An 18,630-nucleotide genomic window follows, 5' to 3' on the forward strand; every position below is an offset into this window, starting at 1 on the left:
TTCATCTTTGGTAGGCGTTAAAGGAGATAGGAGATTCTAAAATTGGCGTTTTTTAGATTCATTTGCCAATATAATGAGAGACTGGGTTTGTTGCGTCTGTCCGTTAACTTGCGCTTTCGCATGTTTCGGACGAGTCCACGTATGGTTAAATAATTCAGAACGACTATCTAAATGGTCACGGTAGCTCATCTTTATCACCTCGTGTAGGAAGTTAATTTAGTTTAGTTTAGTTTGTACTACTCTTCCTGCTGATTTGCAGCACGCATACGTTCTTGTGGGTGCGTGTTAATTGTGCCGTTAGGTCTTTTCGAAGCGAAGCGTGATTTCGCCTTCGGTTGACCTTCGATTTTGCTGTTATTTTTTGATTCAGACCAAAATTCGGCTTGTCTACCCATTAAGAACGCCCCCTCATTATCAGTTGATACCTCTTTAAGAAGTATCAATTATAGAATGTGCAAAATAGAAAAAACTATCCTTTAGAAATTAAGGGAATAAATAGGTAAAAGGAGAATAGAACATGAATGATATTTATGAAACATTAACAAAAGAATTATTAGATAAGAATGACAACCTTTCTTACGCACAAGCTCGTGCATGGGTTGAATTACTGTGGGAAGATTTTCAAACAACTTATGCTAAATCAGGCCGTTACCAAGGTGATGAAATGACTGAGCAAGTGGTACGAACATGGATTAATAATCATGGAGGGCGCCTTCATGAAATGCGTACAAATAATCCGAAGTATAGCCATTTGATCAATCAAGAAGATCATTTGAAACATTAAAAAAAGCGACTTAGGTCGCTTTTTTTAATGTGGGAGCAATTCCAGTTTCTTTCGAAGTTTTTCTTCGCTGAAAATCCACCCTGTATATGAACTAATAATATTTAAATTTTGATCGAGCTGAACGATTGCAACGAATGGATAATAATCTTTACTTCGATACCGTAAATCAATGAACCGAACTTCAGAATAGTTATCATAATCGAAAATATCCCAGCGGTATACAGGCGAAAAAGATAAGAAAGCAGAGATATTTTCATCCCGCACAGCAGCTTGCATAATGGCAGTATTCGGGAATGGTACACGATCAAATTTATCGTATACAAGAATGTTACCGCGGTGCCATCTTGCGACGTAGTAATGTTCAGTTGTAACGACGGCTAAATGATAATGATAAAATTTGTAAGAGGGAGAAATAATTACTTTCTCTACATTTTTGAAACGTTTGTATACTACACTTTTGATATTTCGATGCATCATAATGCGGCCGATGTAGTAAACAAACATTAATATATACGCTGCTAAAGCAGTGTATCCTTTATGTGCTCCGACAAGCATACAGGCGATAGCGAGTATATGGATAAAGAAAATGACAGTATCGAACGTATTAATTATGCCGAGTGCTACCCATTTTCTTGTGAAGGGCCGTAATGCCTGTGTACCATAGGCATTGAAAATATCCACAAAGACATGAAGAAAGACGGCAATAAATGACCAAAGTAATAGATGCAGATATGGAGCGTCTGAAAAGAAGGCGAAAGAGATGCCACTTATAAGGAATGACCAAAGAATCACTGCAGGAATGGAATGAGTAATTCCACGATGATTTCTTATATATTTAGCGTTATTACGCAATTTTAAAACTGTATCGATGTCAGGAATATTGGAACCGGCAATTGTTGCAAGCATCACTGCTTGTGGCCCAATATCACTTTGTGCTATGACTGGATCTAACGTTGCCAAACTGCCTAGAGTAACGCCCATAACAAGGTGAGTGGCTGTATCCATAGAAATCCACCTCCGTTTTTTATTAATGTAACTCTTTTTATTCGATACCTCAAGTCCTTTGCCTTCTATTTCCTATGTCATCTTACTTAAATTTTTTCCTAAAATCTTTATAATAGTACTTATATGCAAAAAAATGAGGGGGATCAAGTTTGACACTTGAAATATTAAATAAGTTTAACATAGAGCAGTTTCAAAATGATTTAATTGGTTGGTTTGAAAAAGAACAACGCGATTTACCGTGGCGAAAAAATAAAGATCCATACCGTGTTTGGGTTTCTGAAATTATGTTACAGCAAACACGGGTAGAAGCTGTAAAACCATATTACGCAAATTTTATGGGGAAGTTTCCTACGCTTGAGGCGCTAGCAAATGCCGATGATGAAGAAGTATTAAAAGCATGGGAAGGCTTAGGTTATTATTCTAGAGCACGAAATTTACATGCCGCAGTAAAAGAGGTAAAAGAAGTATATAACGGGGAAGTACCGAGTGATGTAAAGAAAATAGAAAAATTAAAAGGAGTGGGACCATATACAAAAGGTGCCATTTTAAGCATTGCATTCGGTATACCAGAGCCAGCAGTTGATGGAAACGTTATGCGCGTATTATCTCGTATTTTATCAGTGTGGGATGATATTGCAAAACCAAAGACTAGAAAAGTTTTTGAAGATATTGTGCGCGAAATTATCTCAACAGAAAATCCATCTTATTTTAATCAAGGTTTGATGGAATTAGGGGCATTAATTTGTATACCGAAAAACCCATCTTGCTTACTTTGTCCTGTGCGTGAACATTGCCGAGGGTATGCTGAGGGTGTTCAAAAAGAACTACCAGTGAAAAGTAAAGCGAAAGCACCTACAATGGTACCGCTCGTTGCAGGAGTGCTTCAAACTGAAGATGGTCGTTACGTAATTAATAAACGCCCAAGTGCGGGACTATTGGCTAATATGTGGGAGTTCCCGAATATTGAACTCGGTGAAGGTATTCGAAATCAGAAACAACAGCTTACGGATTATATGAAGGAAAGCTTCGGACTCTCTGTTTCAATTGATGAATACGCGATGAATGTACAACATACTTTTACACACCGTACTTGGGATATATTCGTGTTTTACGGAAAGATAACAGGCGATATTACCGACACAGATACATTAAAGTTTGTATCGAAAGAAGCATTTGAACAGTTACCTTTCTCGAAATCACATCGTACTATTTACGAAAATTGTGTTGAGAAAATTACAATGCAATAAATGAAAAAAACGTGTTCTAGAATTTTGGAACACGTTTTTTTATTGAAAATAATTTTGTACTCTGAGTTTAAAGAATCGCGCTTTTATAATCCACCCCGTGACTCAATTTCTTTCACAATTTCTTTATAAATCGTTTGCCCCTCTACGTTTAGATAAGGCATAATTTGCTGAAATGAATGATGAAAATAAGCTAATTCATCTTCTTTCCATTCATTTTTTGAAATCATAGTTAGTTCAGTCATATCGCGTCCAGCGTACATATATCCACCTCCGTCATTTGTAGTTTGAATGAGTGATAAGAGATATATGCGGAAATTATAAAAAGAAAATTACGGATAGATTCTAGATAGATTGGTTACATTATTTGTTGTGGAGGTGAGAAAGATGAGTAAAAAACAACAAGGTTATAATAAGGCAACTTCTGGTGCTAGCATTCAAAGTACAAATGCTAGCTATGGTACAGAATTTGCAACTGAAACAAATGTACAATCAGTAAAACAAGCAAACGCACAATCAGAAGCAAAGAAAGCACAAGCTTCTGGTGCTCAAAGTGCAAATGCTAGCTATGGTACAGAGTTTGCAACTGAAACAGATGTGAATGCAGTGAAACAAGCAAACGCACAATCAGCTGCAAAAAAATCACAATCTTCTAGCTCAAATCAGTAATGAAGGAAAAACACTTCTCTAACTCAAGAGAAGTGTTTTCTTTAGGTGGAGGTCATTGTAATGAAAATGTAGTGACCGACATAACTTCTAATAAGTCAACAAATGTAGTCAAAGGAGAAAGAAGTTAGCGATTAGAAATATGTAATAAGAATTACAATTGGTGAATGAATTAAAAAGGGGGCAAGTGATGAACGATTTTGATAAGTTGGTAGGAGAGCAATTGGAAACGATGGATGAGCTGTTAAAGTTACAAGCACATTTAGAAAAATATCAGCAAATTGAAATGAGTGAAAGAGATACGTGTGATAAAAAAGAATTACATTTTATCCGTCAAGAAATATATAGAACAGAATTAGCATTAAAGCTTTTGCATGAAAGATTTGAACAACAAACGAATAACGTGATTCAATCTTTTGAAACCGAAAAAATAATTTCAAATTAAGGATGAGATATGTTGTGAATTGTAGGTGGAAAGTCCTTCCTTAAATGGAGACGAGAAAGGGCTTTCCTTTTGTTATATCCTCGTTTAATCTTCGGAAAATACGTTTTACTAATCCAATGGGAATTCTCTTTTGTTAAAAGGATTGGAGATGTGCCATTCAATAATAAAACTGCATTAAATTCATCGTGAAAATTAGGGTCTTATCGCTTTAGTTTTAAAATTTTGACAAAAAAGTTATAATAGAAAAAAAGTGAATGCAGTTCAAGGGGTAGTTGAGGCAACTTAAGAAGGGCATTTGCAGCTGAAAGAAGGGAGCATATATGGGATTTCCCAAAGAAGGAGAAAAGGTACAAATACATAGTTATAAACATAATGGCTCCATTCATAGAATGTGGGAAGAGACAACAATTTTAAAAGGGACGCAGAGTCTTGTGATCGGAGCGAATGATCGTACAATAGTTACAGAATCAGATGGCCGGACATGGATTACTCGTGAACCTGCGATTTGTTACTTTCATGCCAATTATTGGTTTAATGTGATTGGAATGCTAAGGGAAGAAGGAGTATATTATTATTGTAATTTAAGTTCTCCTTTTGCATATGACTCTGAAGCATTAAAGTATATTGATTACGATTTAGATATTAAAGTGTATCCAGATATGACATATACACTTTTAGATGAAGATGAGTATGAAAAGCATAGTCAAATCATGCAGTATCCACCTGTTATTGATACAATTTTAAAACGAAATGTAGCACATTTAACACAGTGGATTCATCAAAGAAAAGGTCCATTCGCACCGGATTTTGTAGATATGTGGTACGAAAGATATTTAATGTACAGAAATTAAAACAAACCTGCAGGGGGATTCCCCGGCAGGTTTGTCCTATTAGAGGGGGAATTATGTGCAAGGTATAAAAAGATATTTACAATTTGTTAAACCATATCGATGGCTCATTGCTATTACAATTATTATTGGTCTTGTTAAGTTCGGTATTCCGCTTATTATGCCATGGTTATTAAAGTATATTATTGATGATGTTATTCAAGGTGGGGGTTCGCTTCAAGAAAAAACGTCCCAATTAATAACCGCAATTGGGATTGCTTTTTTTATTTTTGCAGTATTAAGACCGCCTATAGAATATTATCGTCAATATTTCGCGCAGCGTATTGCCAATACAATACTATACGATTTAAGAAAGCATATTTTTGGACACTTGCAAAAGTTGAGCTTACGCTATTATTCGAACACAAAAACAGGAGAGATTATTTCACGTGTAATCCATGATGTAGAACAAACGAAGGACTTTGTAATTACCGGTCTTATGAATGTCTGGTTAGATACTGCAACAATTGTTATTGCCATTATCGTTATGTTTTCTATGAATATAAAATTAACCTTTGTTGCTTTATTAATCTTACCTATTTATGTAGTTGCAGTGAAATATTTTTTCGGGCGCCTTCGAAAATTGACGAAAGAGCGCTCACAAGCGTTAGCCACTATGCAAGGATATTTACATGAACGTATTCAAGGGATGCAAGTGACACGAAGTTTTGCATTAGAAGAGTATGAAAGAGGACAGTTTGAAAAGAGAAATAATGAATTTTTAACGAAAGCACTAACTCATACGAGTTGGACGGCGAGAACGTTTTCAGCAGTGAATACGTTAACGGATTTAGGGCCGTTACTTGTTATTGGTTTTGCAGCGTATGAAGTAATTCAAGGTTCGTTAACACTTGGGACAATGGTGGCCTTTGTTGGATATATGGATAGTTTATATAGTCCGCTTCGTCGCCTCGTCAATTCATCTACAACATTAACGCAGTCTTTCGCGTCGATGGATCGAGTGTTTGAATTGTTAGATGAAAAATACGATATTGTGAATGTGCCAAATGCAGTGCAAGCTAAAAGATTAGATGGAGAAGTTATATTTGATAATGTTTCTTTTCGTTACAATGAGGATGAAAAAGAGATATTGCATAATCTGTCATTAACTATGCGGCCGGGAGAGAAGGTAGCACTTGTAGGAGCGAGTGGGGGAGGAAAGTCATCTCTCGCTAGTTTAATTCCACGTTTTTATGATGTTTCTGACGGTGCAGTTTATGTAGATGGGATAGATGTAAGACGGTATGATATGAGAAGTTTGCGCAGTTGTATTGGAATTGTACTGCAAGATAATTTATTGTTTAGTGATACGATTGGGGCTAACATTTTATATGGCAATCCGAAAGCTGCAAAGGCGGAAGTAATTTCAGCTGCCAAAGCTGCACAAATTCATGATTTTATTACAGAATTGCCAGATGGTTATGATACTGTCGTTGGGGAGCGCGGTGTGAAATTATCTGGTGGACAAAGACAACGGGTTGCAATCGCACGGGTTTTTCTAAAGAATCCGTCTTTGCTTATATTGGATGAAGCAACTTCAGCTTTAGATTTAGAAAATGAACGATATATTCAAGAGGCACTTCAAACGTTAGCTGCAGATCGAACAACAATTATTATTGCACATCGATTAGCGACAATTACGCATGTTGATACAATTATTTATGTTGAAGAGGGTGAAATAAAGGAAAAAGGATCTCATGAAGAGTTAATGAAAAAAAGGGGATTTTATTACAATTTATATCAGCTTCAACATATAACAGAAACAGCTCCTTTAGCGTAAAAGGAGCTGTTTTTTATTCGTCTTCTTTTTTATCGTCGATTTGGAGTTCACTTTCTGGTTTATGGTATGTGTAGAAGCTATCCACAAGTAAATCTAAATGCTCTACTTCTTCACTATAATTAATAATTGAAGAAATAAGAGGGAAGAGATGTAACCATATTTTATATGCTTCCTCATCGTCCTTGTTTTGATAATCCATAAAGATATCAATCAATTCTTGTTTACCTGTTTCAACTTCATCAAGCATCTCAACAGATTGTTGTTTCTTTGCTTTCCCAATAAACTTTAACAAAACTTGTTCGTGATAATGGGTTAACGAATCGAGTTCGTTTTGAATAGACTCCTGAAATTCTTCTGGCATATAGCGCAGTTCATTTTCAGTACGGTGTAATGACTTTAATGTACTTAAAGCACGACTTGTTGTCGCTAACATTTGTCTAAATAAAACAAGTTTGCGAATTTTTGCGAATTGTATTTTCTTCGTGTAACTTCTTTCTTCTTTATAAAGTAAATAATAATGATTTATTTTAATCATTTTTTCTTTCATGCGATCAATATCGGTTTTTAGAGTTGTAAAATCAGAAGCTTGCCTACTATTCATACGAATCCATTTGACAATTTCCTCTGTATTATCAACGATGCGATGGTAAAGTTTTGTTTCATATTTTGGCGGCATAAATACTAAATTTACAAGCGAAGCCGCAATAATTCCAATCATAATTGTCGCAAATCGAAGTAAGGCAAAACTAAAGAAATCTTCGCCTTGATATTCCATAATGGCGATAACCGTTACTAAAGCGATTGATATTGTGTTTTCTAAGCGTAATTGTAATGTAAGAGCAATTACTAATATACATGTTAATCCAATAATAAAAGGATTATGTCCAAAAGCAGTAGCAAATACGATAGCGAATACCGCACCAATTACGTTTGCTTGGATTTGCTCAAGAGCAGTTAAATACGAGCGGTATACGGACGGCTGAACAGCAAAGATAGCTGAGATTCCTGCAAATACTGGACTCGGTAATTGAAGTAAAATACAAGCAAATAAAGCTAATGTAATGGCAATACCCGTTTTTAAAATGCGAGCACCAAGTTTCATACCCTTATTAATATCCTTTCTCTTGTCATAATGAATGTACAACATGATACTATACATTCATTACAATATGTTAGCAAGTGATATTTTAGTGACGTTAAAAAGTTTAATAAAGAAATTAAGATTCATTTATCTCGATTAGTGTGGACTAATAATTAGTGGGGGATGAACACCCCATACTGATTAAAGTTTCACTTTATAATTTATCCAAATTCTCTTTAAACATCTATTCTCTAATGAAAAAACCTGCTGAATTCCAGCAGGTTTCAAATTGTTACTATAGATTACTATGCGATGCTCACTTCGTCAATTTTTTTATGAAAAATACATGTTGTACATATTATTCAGTTGAAATAGATGGATCCGTCTGTTCTTTTTTCGGGATAATTTCATAAAAGTGAAGCTGAATATCATCTAATAGTGGTGTTAACAAAGCGACTTCTTCATATTGTTCATGCTCATTTAATACACGAATGTAGTCTAATAATAATTCATTCACATTTTGCACACCATTTTTACTAATTGGTTGTAATGTTACATTTGCTCCCTTAGCGATTCTTCTTTTTAAGGCCAGCTCTGTTAAACCTAAATTTGGTTCGTGACGTAAATAAACAACACCACCAGTCATACCAGCACAAATCCACGGACCAGGATCTCCTAAAACAAGCGCACGACCATTTGTCATATATTCAAAAGCAAATCCTTTTATATTGGAATATGCTCCTATGTTTCCTTGTTCCTTTTCACGGAGTGGTTTTGTAATTCTACCTCCAATAATCATGTCTGCTCCAGAGAGGCGAATGCCAGCACGAGCATCGGCGTTGCCTTGCACGTATAATGCTCCTTTTTGAGCGCCGTATCCAAATCCTTTTCCGACAGAACCGTTATAATATGTTCCATCTTTCCCTTTTGCTTTCGTTATATAAATGCCACCGCCAAATGAAGTTTTTCCAATTCCGTCTTGCGCACCACCATTTACGTGTATAAATAGGTTTTCGCTATTGTAAGCACCTAATCCGTTTCCAGGAACAGAACCGTTTGTATACTTTAATGTAAGTGGTTCAAGATGAGTGTTTTCATATAATTTACTACGAACACGATAACAGGATTCTAGACCACCCATTACGCGTTGCTCTACGCCAACTCCTACTAATTCTTTTGAGTGAGTAGAATGAACTGTTTCAAATTGTTTTTCTTGTACAGATACTATTGTTGTAACAGTTGAATTTTCTATCGTTTGCAGTAAATTACATAAGTCTAATAAATCTTCGCCTCGAACTTGTTCTAATAAATCGGAACGCCCGATAATTTCTTGTAAATTTGTATAACCGAGTTGTCCTGTTAACCGTTTTAGTTCTACACCGAAAGTGGTGAATAAATTTAATAAACCAGCCACTGCGCTTTCTAATTCGCGTGGGACGAAGCGGCGTAATCCATGTTCTTTCGCTTGCGCTTCAGATTCAATTTGTGTCGCAATTCCAACATGGCAAGTATCTAGATGACAACCACGGCAAGTTGTACAGCCAATTGCAATCATTGATAATGTACCAAATCCAATTCGGTTTGCTCCAAGAAGCATGATTTTTAAGGCGTCATTTACACTTCGAATACCACCATCTGCCCAAATTTCTACTTTATGTCTCATACCTGCTTCTAGTAGAGCGTTATGAGCAGCTTTAACACCAATTTCTACTGGAAGACCTACATGTTGTAATGCATGAATACGTGCAGCACCTGTTCCGCCGTCAAATCCGCTAATGTTAATAAAATCAGCACCAGCTTTTGCGATACCAACAGCAATTGTTCCAATGTTAGGAACGACAGGGACTTTCACGGCTACTTTTGCAAGCTGATTGGCCGTTTTAATTTCTGTAATCATTTGAGCTAAATCTTCAATTGAATAAATATCATGGTTGTTAGAAGGTGAAATTAAATCTGATCCAATTGTAGCGTTACGTGCCTCAGCAATTTTTGCAGTTACTTTTGAACCAGGTAAATGTCCACCTTCACCAGGCTTTGCACCTTGACCGATTTTTATTTCAATTAAATTTGATGAATTTAGTAGTTCGGCGTTTACTCCAAATCGGCCAGATGCAACTTGTTGTCCACGTGTATGTGGATATTTACCAATCATATCTTTAATTTCGCCGCCTTCACCATTCAAACTAATCATATTTAGTTGATCGGCAGCTTCTGCATACGCGCGAAAGGCAATCTCGTTTTGAGAACCGAATGACATGGAACTAATAATAAATGGTAAATCATGATTGTGAATACCGATGGAAACTTTTTCAGTCGGAACTACATGCTTTGCTTGCTTTGTTTGAACAAGATGCCGAATTGCGATTGGGTTATTTTCTTCTAATTCACTTAACTTATCGCGGTAATCATCATAAGAGTTTCCTTTTGCAACATCACCAATTGCTTTCCAAATCCGCGGGAATATATGAAATGATTTTCTCATTCTAACTTTTGGATTGTTATAATCAATCGCTCGCATTTTCGCGTCTGCAGCAAGTGCCTCAAGTGAAAAAGCTAAAGCATTTGAACCAAAGAAATTTGTAATTTGTAATGTATTTGCGATTTCCTCATGCAATCCGATAGAGGAAAAGAGACGACCGTAACCGCGTAATTCATGAATCCCAATTGTTGAAATTACTTTTTCTAGTCCTTTATTAAGTGCAGTATATAAATTAGTAATTGGTGCTATTGTTCCATCATTTACAGTTGCGAACAATAAATATGGATTAATACCATCTGCTCCTAATCCATACAGCGTTACGATATCGTGTAAGGAGCGTAGGGCACCGGAACGTATAACGAGAGAGCAGTTTCGACGTAATTTATTTTCAGTTAATGCTTGATGTACTTTAGCAGTAACTAAATGTGGATCAATCCATAACTGTTCATTTTGATGTGCTTTGTCGTCATCTAATAATAGTAGGGAAGCACCATTTGTAACGGCAGCTATCGCTTCAGAACTAATTCGATTTAATGCGCATTGTAAAGTTTCTGATGGACTGAACGTAACAGAAATTGTAGAGACAGAGCTATGAGTAATGAATAGCTGTATAAGTTGTTCATACGTAATCGTATTTAATTCTTCCGCGATAGATTGGGCTAAACTTCCTTCTAAAATAATTGGTGAAAGCATCTCGACTACAAATGGCTGTTTAGAGTTGTTTAATAAACTTGGACGCTCTCCGAGTACAGTACGTGTGGAGAAGTGTTCGACTTCTCGATCACGATCGATTGCTGGATTTGTAACAACGGCTACACTCTCCTTAATGAAATCGGCAATATTTCGTCTATCTGTATCAAGTGCGGCAAGTGGTGAGTCATGCCCAAGTGAACGAATTGGTTCGACGCCTTTTGTTGCCATCTGTTCAAGAAGCTGAATATGTTCTCGATCCCAGCCGAAAGCAACGTATTGCTTCGTTTCAACTTGAACAGAATCACATAATCCTCCAATTTCTTTCGTTTCAGGGATAGATAAATTTAAATGATAATTGGTAACATCGATTCGTTTCTTAAAACGGTTATAAACTTCCGTTTGGTATTTGTCGTATTCATAGAGAACAAGTTCATTTTGTTCATTCCATTTTAATCCGACTTTTTCTCCGGGAGCGAGTGGTTTTGGTTCTGCTACATATTCAGTTGGTGATACAACCCCAGGTTCAGAAGAGAAAATATAAGAGCTTTCTGTCTCTACTTTCCACACTGGACGTAAGCCGAGGGAATCAACACTGAAAACAGCTTCATCCTTATAACGTGAAATGATGCCAGCTGGACCTTGTGCGAAGTGCCCCCAGGCCTCACGTATATAAGTGTATAAGTTTTGTAAGTTTGTTTCGTAAAGTTTTATTTCATTAATAATTGGCGGAAATAATATATCCATCGCTTCAAATAAGCTGTAGTTATACTGAACGAGAAGGGTTTCTAAGGTGCGGTTTAAATCTTGGGAATCACTGCCCCCGGCAGTGAGTGATACATCAATCATTTCAGCTTGATCGCGTAATTTTGCAATCGTGTTAATTTCACCATTATGTCCGAGAATGCTAAATGGTTGTACACGAAAAAAAATTAGATAACGTGTTAGTAGAATAGCGATTATGTCCCAGTGTCATAGTTGAAGCGATAAGTGGGTGTTGTAAATCATTGTAATAAGCAACGAGTGTATCGCCAGCACCGAGAACTTTATATACAACATGGTCATGACTTAATGAGGCAACATGAATTGCTTCATTTTCTTCTATTTTTACTGTTACAGAAAATAATGTTTGTTCAATATTTTCAACTTCACTTTCGGCGATAAGGGCAACTTGCCAAAATAAAGGTTCTTCTTGTTTACCAAGAGGACCGAGTGCATCGGAGTTTATTACATCATCATTTTCGAGAAGAATTGTAAGTTTTTCATTGTGTAGTTGCGTACGAATGTATTTTTTTAAATCAGCAATGTTTTCTTTTTTATTTAGAAAAAAATGTCCAACGATAAAGTGGGGATGATCCACAATCGTTGGATTATATCCGCTACTTTTCAGTTTTTCATTCCAAAGTGCTTTTGGCATGTCGATATGAATTCCGATACCATCTCCTTCGCCATTAATGAAACCAGCTCTATGATTCATTTTGACTAGTGATTGTATACAAAGGTCGATATTTTCTTTTGTAGGAATTCTTCGTTTTTCCATAACGGAAACGATTCCACACGCATCATGTTCTGCATTTTTATAATTTCGAAATAAAGACGGTGTCCATTTATTTGTTTTATTGAGCATCCGTCAATCCCCCCTCTGGAAATTGAATTTTGAATAATCTTACTATTCAAGGCGTAATCAGCCTTGTATACAGGGATAGTAAGGATATAAAAGAATATAAAACAGATAATTATGAATAATTATACTATTAATGAGGGATTTATGAAATAGAAAAAAGGAAAAAAGAAAGGTGAGCTTTCTTTTTTCCTTTTAATGACGGGATTATTTATTGTCTGCTAAAGCAGCAAATGCTCTGCCGACAGCTTCGATTGTATATTCAATATCTTCTTTTGTATGTTCTGTCGTTAAGAACCATGCTTCATATTTAGATGGTGCTAAGTTAATACCTTCTTGAAGCATAAGTTTGAAGAATCTACCGAACATTTCACCATCTGTATTTTTGGCTGCATCGTAATCTTCAATTGTATTTGTTGTGAAGTATACAGTTAATGCGCCTTTTAGACGGTTTACTGTAATATCGATGTTATGTTTTGTAGCTTGTTCTAGAATACCTTTTTCAAGCATTGCTCCAAGTTCATCTAATTTCTCGTATACGCCCTCTTGTTGAAGTACTTCTAAGCACGCAATACCTGATGCCATAGAAGCTGGGTTCCCTGCCATTGTACCAGCTTGGTATGCAGGGCCGAGCGGAGCAACTTGTTCCATAATTTCTTTCTTACCGCCGTAAGCGCCAATTGGAAGTCCGCCGCCAATAACTTTACCAAGTGCTGTTAAATCTGGTGTTACGCCAAGTAAATCTTGAGCGCCGCCGTACATAAAGCGGAAAGCAGTAATAACTTCATCGTAAATTACTAGTGCACCAGCTTCGTGAACAAGTTTATTCACTTTTTCAAGGAAGCCTGGTTTAGGTTCTACAATACCGAAGTTTCCAACGATCGGTTCTACAAGGATAGCTGCTACTTCGTGTCCCCATTTATCTAATGCTTCTTTTAAAGTTTCTACATTATTAAATGGAACGGTAATAACTTCTTGTGCGATACTTTGTGGCACACCAGCTGAATCAGGAGTTCCAAGAGTAGAAGGACCAGAGCCAGCTGCTACAAGTACTAAATCGGAATGACCGTGGTAACAACCAGCGAATTTCATGATTTTTGTGCGGCCAGTGTAAGCACGAGCGACACGAATGGTTGTCATAACGGATTCTGTACCAGAGTTTACGAAGCGGACTTTATCTAAAGCAGGCATTGCTTCTTTTAACATTTTTGCAAATTTTACTTCTAGTGCTGTTGGAGTACCGTATAGTACACCATTTTCAGCTGCTGTTTTAATTGCTTCTGTTACGTGTGGATGAGCATGTCCAGTAATAATAGGGCCATATGCTGCTAAATAGTCGATATATTTATTTCCATCTACATCCCAGAAATAAGCACCTTTTCCGCGTTCCATTGCAACAGGAGAACCACCACCAACTGCTTTGTAAGAACGAGAAGGACTATTAACACCACCAACGATATGTTCTAAAGCTTCTTTATGTAATGCTTCTGATTTCGTGAAATTCACTACAATTCATCTCCTTACAAAAATCTATGTATTATTCTAACATGTTTTTCGAAAAGACGTATTGTTTGTGATAGAGAGAGCAGTTGGGTAAACTATTCGTTGTGACATTTAGGAAGGGGGTCCGATTATGAAATCGGTAATTGAGGTACAAGGGTTACGTAAAGAGTTTACAGCCTATTCAAGTCGTCCAGGATTAAAGGGTGCATTTCGCGATTTATTAAATCGTAATTATAAAATAGTACCAGCAGTAAATGATGTTTCTTTTACTGTAAAGCAAGGTGAAATGGTTGGTTATATTGGTGAAAATGGCGCTGGTAAATCAACGACGATTAAAATGCTTACAGGAATTTTGACTCCGACATCAGGACAAATTACAGTGAACGGCATGAATCCACATAAACAGAGAGAAGAATTTGTAAGAACAATCGGTGTTGTGTTTGGTCAACGTTCTCAGCTTTGGTGGGATATCGCTGTACAAGAATCATTTCGTTTATTGAAGAAAGTGTACGGTGTATCGGACGCTCAGTATAAGGAACATATGGAACATGTTATTGAAACGTTAGATATCGGTCCTTTATTAGATAAACCGGTACGAAAATTATCTCTTGGTCAAAGAATGCGTTGTGAATTGGCAGCAGCGTTAATTCATAATCCGCCGTTATTATTTTTAGATGAGCCAACAATTGGGCTAGATGTTCTTGTGAAATTAAAAATACGAGAATTTTTAAAAGAGATGAATGAACGTTATAAAACAACAATTCTGTTAACGACTCATGATATTACTGATATTGAAGCTTTATGTGAGCGCGTCATCATGCTTGATGAAGGAAACATTATGTATGACGGATCTTTAGATAACCTTCGCACGCAGTGGGGAGCGGAGAAGGAAATACATTTTCAGTTTGTTGCCCCAGTTTCATACCAGGCGTTATCAATGGTTATGCCTGATAATCATGTTGTTTGGTCAAAAGCAAAAGAGGAAAATGCGTGGGTTGCAAAAATACCAAATGAAGAAGTTATCATTTCTATGCTGATTTCTAAAGTAGTACAAGCCTTCCAAATTAAAGATTTAAAAATTAATGAAGTGTCTACAGAGGAAATTATTCGTAACATTTATGAAGAAGGTATTAGGCATGGGTAAGTATATTGAAATGATTCGGATTCGCTTTTTAATGATGCTTGCCTATCGTACAAATTATTACAGTGGGATTTTAATTTATACAATTAATATAGGTGCGTATTATTTTTTATGGCAAGCGATTTATAGCGGGAAAGAGAATATTGAAAGTTTATCTATTTCGCAAATGACTACGTATATTGCGATCGCATGGATGGCACGTGCTTTTTATTTCAATAATATAGATAGAGAAATTGCGATGGAAATTCAAGAAGGACGTGTGGCGGTAGAGTTAATTCGTCCGTATAATTATTTAGGCATGAAGGTTATGCAAGGTCTTGGAGAAGGGATGTTTCGTTTCACTTTCTTTTCAATTCCGGGTATGGTTATTGTTACGTTATTATTTTCATTACAAATTACAACGAATTTTCAAACGTGGTTATATTTCTTCTTATCTTTAATATTTAGTTTTATCATTAATACACAAATAAATTTAATGACAGGAATGCTTACATTCTTTTTATTTAATAATAGTGGAATTATGTATGCGAAACGTGTTGTAATCGATTTATTTTCTGGTTTATTATTACCGATTAGTTTTTATCCGTTATGGGCCCAAAAAGCAATGGTGTTTTTACCGTTTCAAGCAATTAGTTATATTCCGAGTATGATTTTCTCTGAAGGTATACAAGGAAGTAAGTTATATGAAGCTTTATTATTTCAAATGATTTGGGCAATTATACTTATTATTCCAATTGTGCTGATGTGGAAAACGGCGAGAAAACGTCTAATTGTACAAGGGGGATGATGAGATGCTATATATAAAGTTGTTTTTGCAATATGCAAGCCAATATATAAAAACAAAATTGGAGTATCGAGGCGATTTTATCGTTGGATTACTTTCAGATTTATTGCTACAAGCTGTTAATTTAATCTTCATTCTCGTTGTGTTTGGGTATACCCAAGAGCTAAAAGGGTGGAGCCGAGAAGAAGTAATCTTTATTTATGGTTTCTTTTTAGTACCGTTTGCTATTTTTTCAGCTTTCTTTAATATATGGGACTTCAATGATCGATACATTATTAAAGGAGAAATGGATCGTGTATTAACGAGACCGATTCATAGTTTATTTCAAATTATATTAGAAAGAATGGAACTTGAATCTCTAATTGGGGCTATTACAGGGATTATTGTAATGGGCTATGCGGCATTGGAGCTGCAATTATCTTTTTATTGGTATGATTTCTTCTTATTCTTACTTATGGTAGGAGGAGGCGCACTTGTATACGGCGGGATATTTGTTACGCTTGCAAGTCTTGGCTTTTGGTCAGATGCGAAAAGTTCTATTATGCCGCTTATGTATAACATAGGTAATTATGGACGCTATCCTGTTAATATTTATAACCGTGTTATTCGCTTTATTTTAACGTTTGTCTTACCATTTGCGTTTGTTGGGGTATATCCAGCAGCATACTTTTTAAGAAAAACAGAGTGGAATAGCTATGCATTCGCAACGCCAATTGTTGGTATTATCTGTTTTACTATTGCAATTACCCTCTGGAATCAAGGGGTTAAACGATATCGTGGTGCAGGAAATTAATTATAGAAGCTTGTTCGTTTCTAAGGGATAAATTAGCTGTAGTCCTCATACATATAAAATGAGGTGGAGGACATGTTATGGGGATTTATTCTATTAATTGCAGCAATCGCTATTTTGAGAAGTGTCCAATTATTATGGAGTTCATATTCAGATTCCAAGCGTTTCTTTTCGCTGTATAATTTAGCCACATTGTTTTTAATTTATACAACGGTATTGATTGCGTTTGGATTAAGTTATGTTGTATTAGAGGAAATGGATTTTACAGTTTTGAAAGAAGATGGGGATAGGCTCGATGCTCATTCCTTTCAACTTGTTGAAATATGTTTATATTTTAGCGCAGTTACTTTATTGTCCGTTGGATATGGTGATATAGCTCCGATTGGAATCGGAAGATGGATTGCAATTGGAGAAGCGCTAATTGGATATACATTACCGTTTGCTTTTGTAGTAAGGACTGTAATGGACAATGAAAAATAAGGTAGCATTTGTTATAGTAATAGAAAAGAGAAGGAGTGATAACAATGATCACAGTAGGAGAAATGGCACCGGAATTCACATTAGAGGGAAGTGGCGGAGAACAAGTTCGCTTAGCTGACTTCCGCGGGGAAAATGTAGTTCTATATTTTTATCCGAAAGATATGACTCCAGGGTGTACAACCGAAGCATGTGATTTTCGCGATGCGTATGGATTATTCCAAGAGAAGGATACGGTCATCCTTGGTGTAAGTCCGGATTCGGTGAACAGACATATGAAATTCATTGAGAAGCATGAGCTCCCATTTATACTTTTAGTAGATGAAGATCATAAAGTAGCAGAATTGTACGATGTTTGGAAGTTGAAAAAGAACTTTGGAAAAGAGTACATGGGAATCGAGCGTTCTACATTCCTTATTAATAAAGACGGTGAACTTGTAAAAGAATGGCGTAAAGTGAAAGTGAAAGGACATATTGAGGACGTCCTTTCTTATATAAAATAAGCTATAGTGGGAAGAAAAAAATACATATGTAAGGCATGTGTCTATACATATTTTCCCACGATACATAAAGTGAAAGTGTAGGGCATACCTCCTCAGATGATAATATTCTAAGTGCGATTATGTCGCACTTTTTTCTATGTAAATGTATAGAAAATGGGGGAAGATACATAAGAATAAGGCTATATATAAAAATAAACGACATACTTATAGTAGAAATATTGACGATTTATAAGAAAAGGGGTACACTCTTTATAAGAATTATAAAATAATAATCCGTATAGAATCGGGGTGCATGACGGTGGTCAAAGAAGAATTAAAAGAAGCGCTAGAAATGCTGAAAAATACGGGTGTACGCATTACTCCACAGCGTCATGCTATTTTAGAGTACCTTGTGGAATCTATGACGCACCCAACAGCGGATGACATTTATAAAGCATTAGAAGGTAAGTTTCCGAATATGAGTGTTGCAACTGTCTATAATAACTTACGTGTGTTTAAAGAAGTTGGACTTGTAAAGGAATTAACTTATGGAGACGCTTCAAGTAGATTTGATTATGTTACAAGTCAACATTATCATGTGATTTGCGAAAAATGTGGTAAGATTGTTGATTTTCCTTATGGAGGTTTGGAAAAACTTGAAGAGGAAGCTGCGAAAACGACAGGTTTCGTTATTAATAGTCATCGCTTAGAAATTTATGGCGTTTGTCCAGAGTGTCATAAGGCGTAATATATAATAAAGAAAGAGGGTGA

At 36.1% G+C, this 18,630-nt stretch carries 18 protein-coding genes and 1 pseudogene; 12 read left to right on the forward strand and 7 right to left on the reverse strand.

Annotation, left to right across the window (positions count from 1 at the left end; all coding sequences use genetic code 11):
- Positions 1-36: 36 nt before the first annotated feature.
- Positions 37-189 (reverse strand): YpzG family protein, encoded by a 153-nt coding sequence (locus VK90_RS27740; protein WP_033795415.1) that lies wholly within the window; start codon positions 187-189, stop codon positions 37-39.
- 47 nt (positions 190-236) lie between these two features.
- The gene (locus VK90_RS23730; RefSeq protein ID WP_002113845.1) at positions 237-395 is read right to left on the reverse strand and encodes a small, acid-soluble spore protein K; all 159 of its coding nucleotides are present in this window, start codon (positions 393-395) and stop codon (positions 237-239) included.
- Positions 396-517: 122 nt separating this feature from the next.
- On the opposite strand from VK90_RS23730, the gene VK90_RS23735 reads away from it, so the two are divergent.
- Entirely contained in the window at positions 518-784 is a 267-nt protein-coding gene (locus tag VK90_RS23735; protein WP_002174745.1) for a YfhJ family protein, read from the forward strand.
- A 24-nt stretch (positions 785-808) separates the two neighbouring features.
- Here the strand turns inward: VK90_RS23735 and VK90_RS23740 are convergent, their stop codons facing one another.
- Positions 809-1,789: a metal-dependent hydrolase gene (locus VK90_RS23740; protein WP_002174746.1), complete on the reverse strand. Its 981-nt coding sequence runs from the start codon at positions 1,787-1,789 to the stop codon at positions 809-811.
- A 149-nt stretch (positions 1,790-1,938) separates the two neighbouring features.
- Between VK90_RS23740 and mutY the strand changes: the two genes are divergently transcribed.
- Positions 1,939-3,036, forward strand: coding sequence for an A/G-specific adenine glycosylase (gene mutY / locus VK90_RS23745; protein ID WP_048375678.1), 1,098 nt, complete (start codon positions 1,939-1,941; stop codon positions 3,034-3,036).
- 83 nt (positions 3,037-3,119) lie between these two features.
- Here mutY and VK90_RS30345 read toward each other — a convergent pair whose 3' ends face one another.
- Positions 3,120-3,296 carry a hypothetical protein gene (locus VK90_RS30345; protein ID WP_002174748.1) on the reverse strand — a complete coding sequence of 59 codons (177 nt, stop codon included), beginning with the start codon at positions 3,294-3,296 and terminating at the stop codon, positions 3,120-3,122.
- A 124-nt stretch (positions 3,297-3,420) separates the two neighbouring features.
- On the opposite strand from VK90_RS30345, the gene VK90_RS23750 reads away from it, so the two are divergent.
- The 4 genes from VK90_RS23750 (at position 3,421) to VK90_RS23765 (ending at position 6,811) form a co-directional block, all read left to right on the forward strand.
- Positions 3,421-3,702 carry a gamma-type small acid-soluble spore protein gene (locus tag VK90_RS23750; protein ID WP_048375680.1) on the forward strand — a complete coding sequence of 94 codons (282 nt, stop codon included), beginning with the start codon at positions 3,421-3,423 and terminating at the stop codon, positions 3,700-3,702.
- Between the two features lie 187 nt (positions 3,703-3,889).
- Positions 3,890-4,144, forward strand: coding sequence for a YgaB family protein (locus VK90_RS23755; RefSeq protein WP_002174752.1), 255 nt, complete (start codon positions 3,890-3,892; stop codon positions 4,142-4,144).
- 320 nt (positions 4,145-4,464) lie between these two features.
- Positions 4,465-4,995: a nucleoside tri-diphosphate phosphatase gene (ntdP, locus tag VK90_RS23760; RefSeq protein WP_048375682.1), complete on the forward strand. Its 531-nt coding sequence runs from the start codon at positions 4,465-4,467 to the stop codon at positions 4,993-4,995.
- 55 nt (positions 4,996-5,050) lie between these two features.
- A complete protein-coding gene (locus VK90_RS23765) occupies positions 5,051-6,811 on the forward strand; it encodes an ABC transporter ATP-binding protein (RefSeq protein ID WP_048375684.1) in 1,761 nt (586 codons plus the stop codon).
- A 13-nt stretch (positions 6,812-6,824) separates the two neighbouring features.
- Here VK90_RS23765 and VK90_RS23770 read toward each other — a convergent pair whose 3' ends face one another.
- The 3 genes and pseudogenes from VK90_RS23770 to hemL form a co-directional block, all read right to left on the reverse strand.
- Entirely contained in the window at positions 6,825-7,913 is a 1,089-nt protein-coding gene (locus tag VK90_RS23770; RefSeq protein WP_048375686.1) for an FUSC family protein, read from the reverse strand.
- A 337-nt stretch (positions 7,914-8,250) separates the two neighbouring features.
- Positions 8,251-12,688 (reverse strand): annotated as a pseudogene (locus VK90_RS23775) (glutamate synthase-related protein).
- Between the two features lie 201 nt (positions 12,689-12,889).
- Positions 12,890-14,188, reverse strand: a complete 1,299-nt coding sequence (gene hemL / locus VK90_RS23780) for a glutamate-1-semialdehyde-2,1-aminomutase (RefSeq protein WP_048375687.1) — start codon at positions 14,186-14,188, stop codon at positions 12,890-12,892.
- Between the two features lie 127 nt (positions 14,189-14,315).
- Here hemL and VK90_RS23785 point away from each other — a divergent pair, with 127 nt between their 5' ends.
- From VK90_RS23785 to perR, 6 genes are all read left to right on the forward strand, one after another.
- Positions 14,316-15,329, forward strand: coding sequence for an ABC transporter ATP-binding protein (locus VK90_RS23785; protein ID WP_025148683.1), 1,014 nt, complete (start codon positions 14,316-14,318; stop codon positions 15,327-15,329).
- Positions 15,322-16,113 (forward strand): ABC transporter permease, encoded by a 792-nt coding sequence (locus VK90_RS23790; RefSeq protein WP_048375689.1) that lies wholly within the window; start codon positions 15,322-15,324, stop codon positions 16,111-16,113. Before VK90_RS23785 ends, VK90_RS23790 begins: the two co-directional genes overlap by 8 nt.
- A gap of 4 nt (positions 16,114-16,117) precedes the next feature.
- A complete protein-coding gene (locus VK90_RS23795; protein WP_048375690.1) occupies positions 16,118-16,903 on the forward strand; it encodes an ABC transporter permease in 786 nt (261 codons plus the stop codon).
- A gap of 72 nt (positions 16,904-16,975) precedes the next feature.
- Positions 16,976-17,380, forward strand: coding sequence for a potassium channel family protein (locus VK90_RS23800; protein ID WP_002174760.1), 405 nt, complete (start codon positions 16,976-16,978; stop codon positions 17,378-17,380).
- Between the two features lie 44 nt (positions 17,381-17,424).
- A complete protein-coding gene (bcp, locus tag VK90_RS23805) occupies positions 17,425-17,880 on the forward strand; it encodes a thioredoxin-dependent thiol peroxidase (protein ID WP_002174762.1) in 456 nt (151 codons plus the stop codon).
- 298 nt (positions 17,881-18,178) lie between these two features.
- The gene (perR, locus tag VK90_RS23810; RefSeq protein WP_000237829.1) at positions 18,179-18,607 is read left to right on the forward strand and encodes a peroxide-responsive transcriptional repressor PerR; all 429 of its coding nucleotides are present in this window, start codon (positions 18,179-18,181) and stop codon (positions 18,605-18,607) included.
- Positions 18,608-18,630: the final 23 nt, after the last annotated feature.

This window comes from Bacillus sp. LK2, from assembly GCF_001043575.1.
Lineage (GTDB): Bacteria > Bacillota > Bacilli > Bacillales > Bacillaceae_G > Bacillus_A > Bacillus_A paramycoides.

Excerpts from the sequence above, each read along its gene's own strand:
- VK90_RS27740 (WP_033795415.1), bottom strand. The coding sequence starts at position 189 with ATGAGCTACCGTGACCATTTAGATAGTCGTTCTGAATTATTTAACCAT.
- VK90_RS23730 (WP_002113845.1), bottom strand. The coding sequence starts at position 395 with ATGGGTAGACAAGCCGAATTTTGGTCTGAATCAAAAAATAACAGCAAA.
- VK90_RS23735 (WP_002174745.1), top strand. The coding sequence starts at position 518 with ATGAATGATATTTATGAAACATTAACAAAAGAATTATTAGATAAGAAT.
- VK90_RS23740 (WP_002174746.1), bottom strand. The coding sequence starts at position 1,789 with ATGGATACAGCCACTCACCTTGTTATGGGCGTTACTCTAGGCAGTTTG.
- VK90_RS30345 (WP_002174748.1), bottom strand. The coding sequence starts at position 3,296 with ATGTACGCTGGACGCGATATGACTGAACTAACTATGATTTCAAAAAAT.
- VK90_RS23750 (WP_048375680.1), top strand. The coding sequence starts at position 3,421 with ATGAGTAAAAAACAACAAGGTTATAATAAGGCAACTTCTGGTGCTAGC.
- VK90_RS23755 (WP_002174752.1), top strand. The coding sequence starts at position 3,890 with ATGAACGATTTTGATAAGTTGGTAGGAGAGCAATTGGAAACGATGGAT.
- ntdP (WP_048375682.1), top strand. The coding sequence starts at position 4,465 with ATGGGATTTCCCAAAGAAGGAGAAAAGGTACAAATACATAGTTATAAA.
- VK90_RS23770 (WP_048375686.1), bottom strand. The coding sequence starts at position 7,913 with ATGAAACTTGGTGCTCGCATTTTAAAAACGGGTATTGCCATTACATTA.
- VK90_RS23785 (WP_025148683.1), top strand. The coding sequence starts at position 14,316 with ATGAAATCGGTAATTGAGGTACAAGGGTTACGTAAAGAGTTTACAGCC.
- VK90_RS23790 (WP_048375689.1), top strand. The coding sequence starts at position 15,322 with ATGGGTAAGTATATTGAAATGATTCGGATTCGCTTTTTAATGATGCTT.
- VK90_RS23795 (WP_048375690.1), top strand. The coding sequence starts at position 16,118 with ATGCTATATATAAAGTTGTTTTTGCAATATGCAAGCCAATATATAAAA.
- VK90_RS23800 (WP_002174760.1), top strand. The coding sequence starts at position 16,976 with ATGTTATGGGGATTTATTCTATTAATTGCAGCAATCGCTATTTTGAGA.
- bcp (WP_002174762.1), top strand. The coding sequence starts at position 17,425 with ATGATCACAGTAGGAGAAATGGCACCGGAATTCACATTAGAGGGAAGT.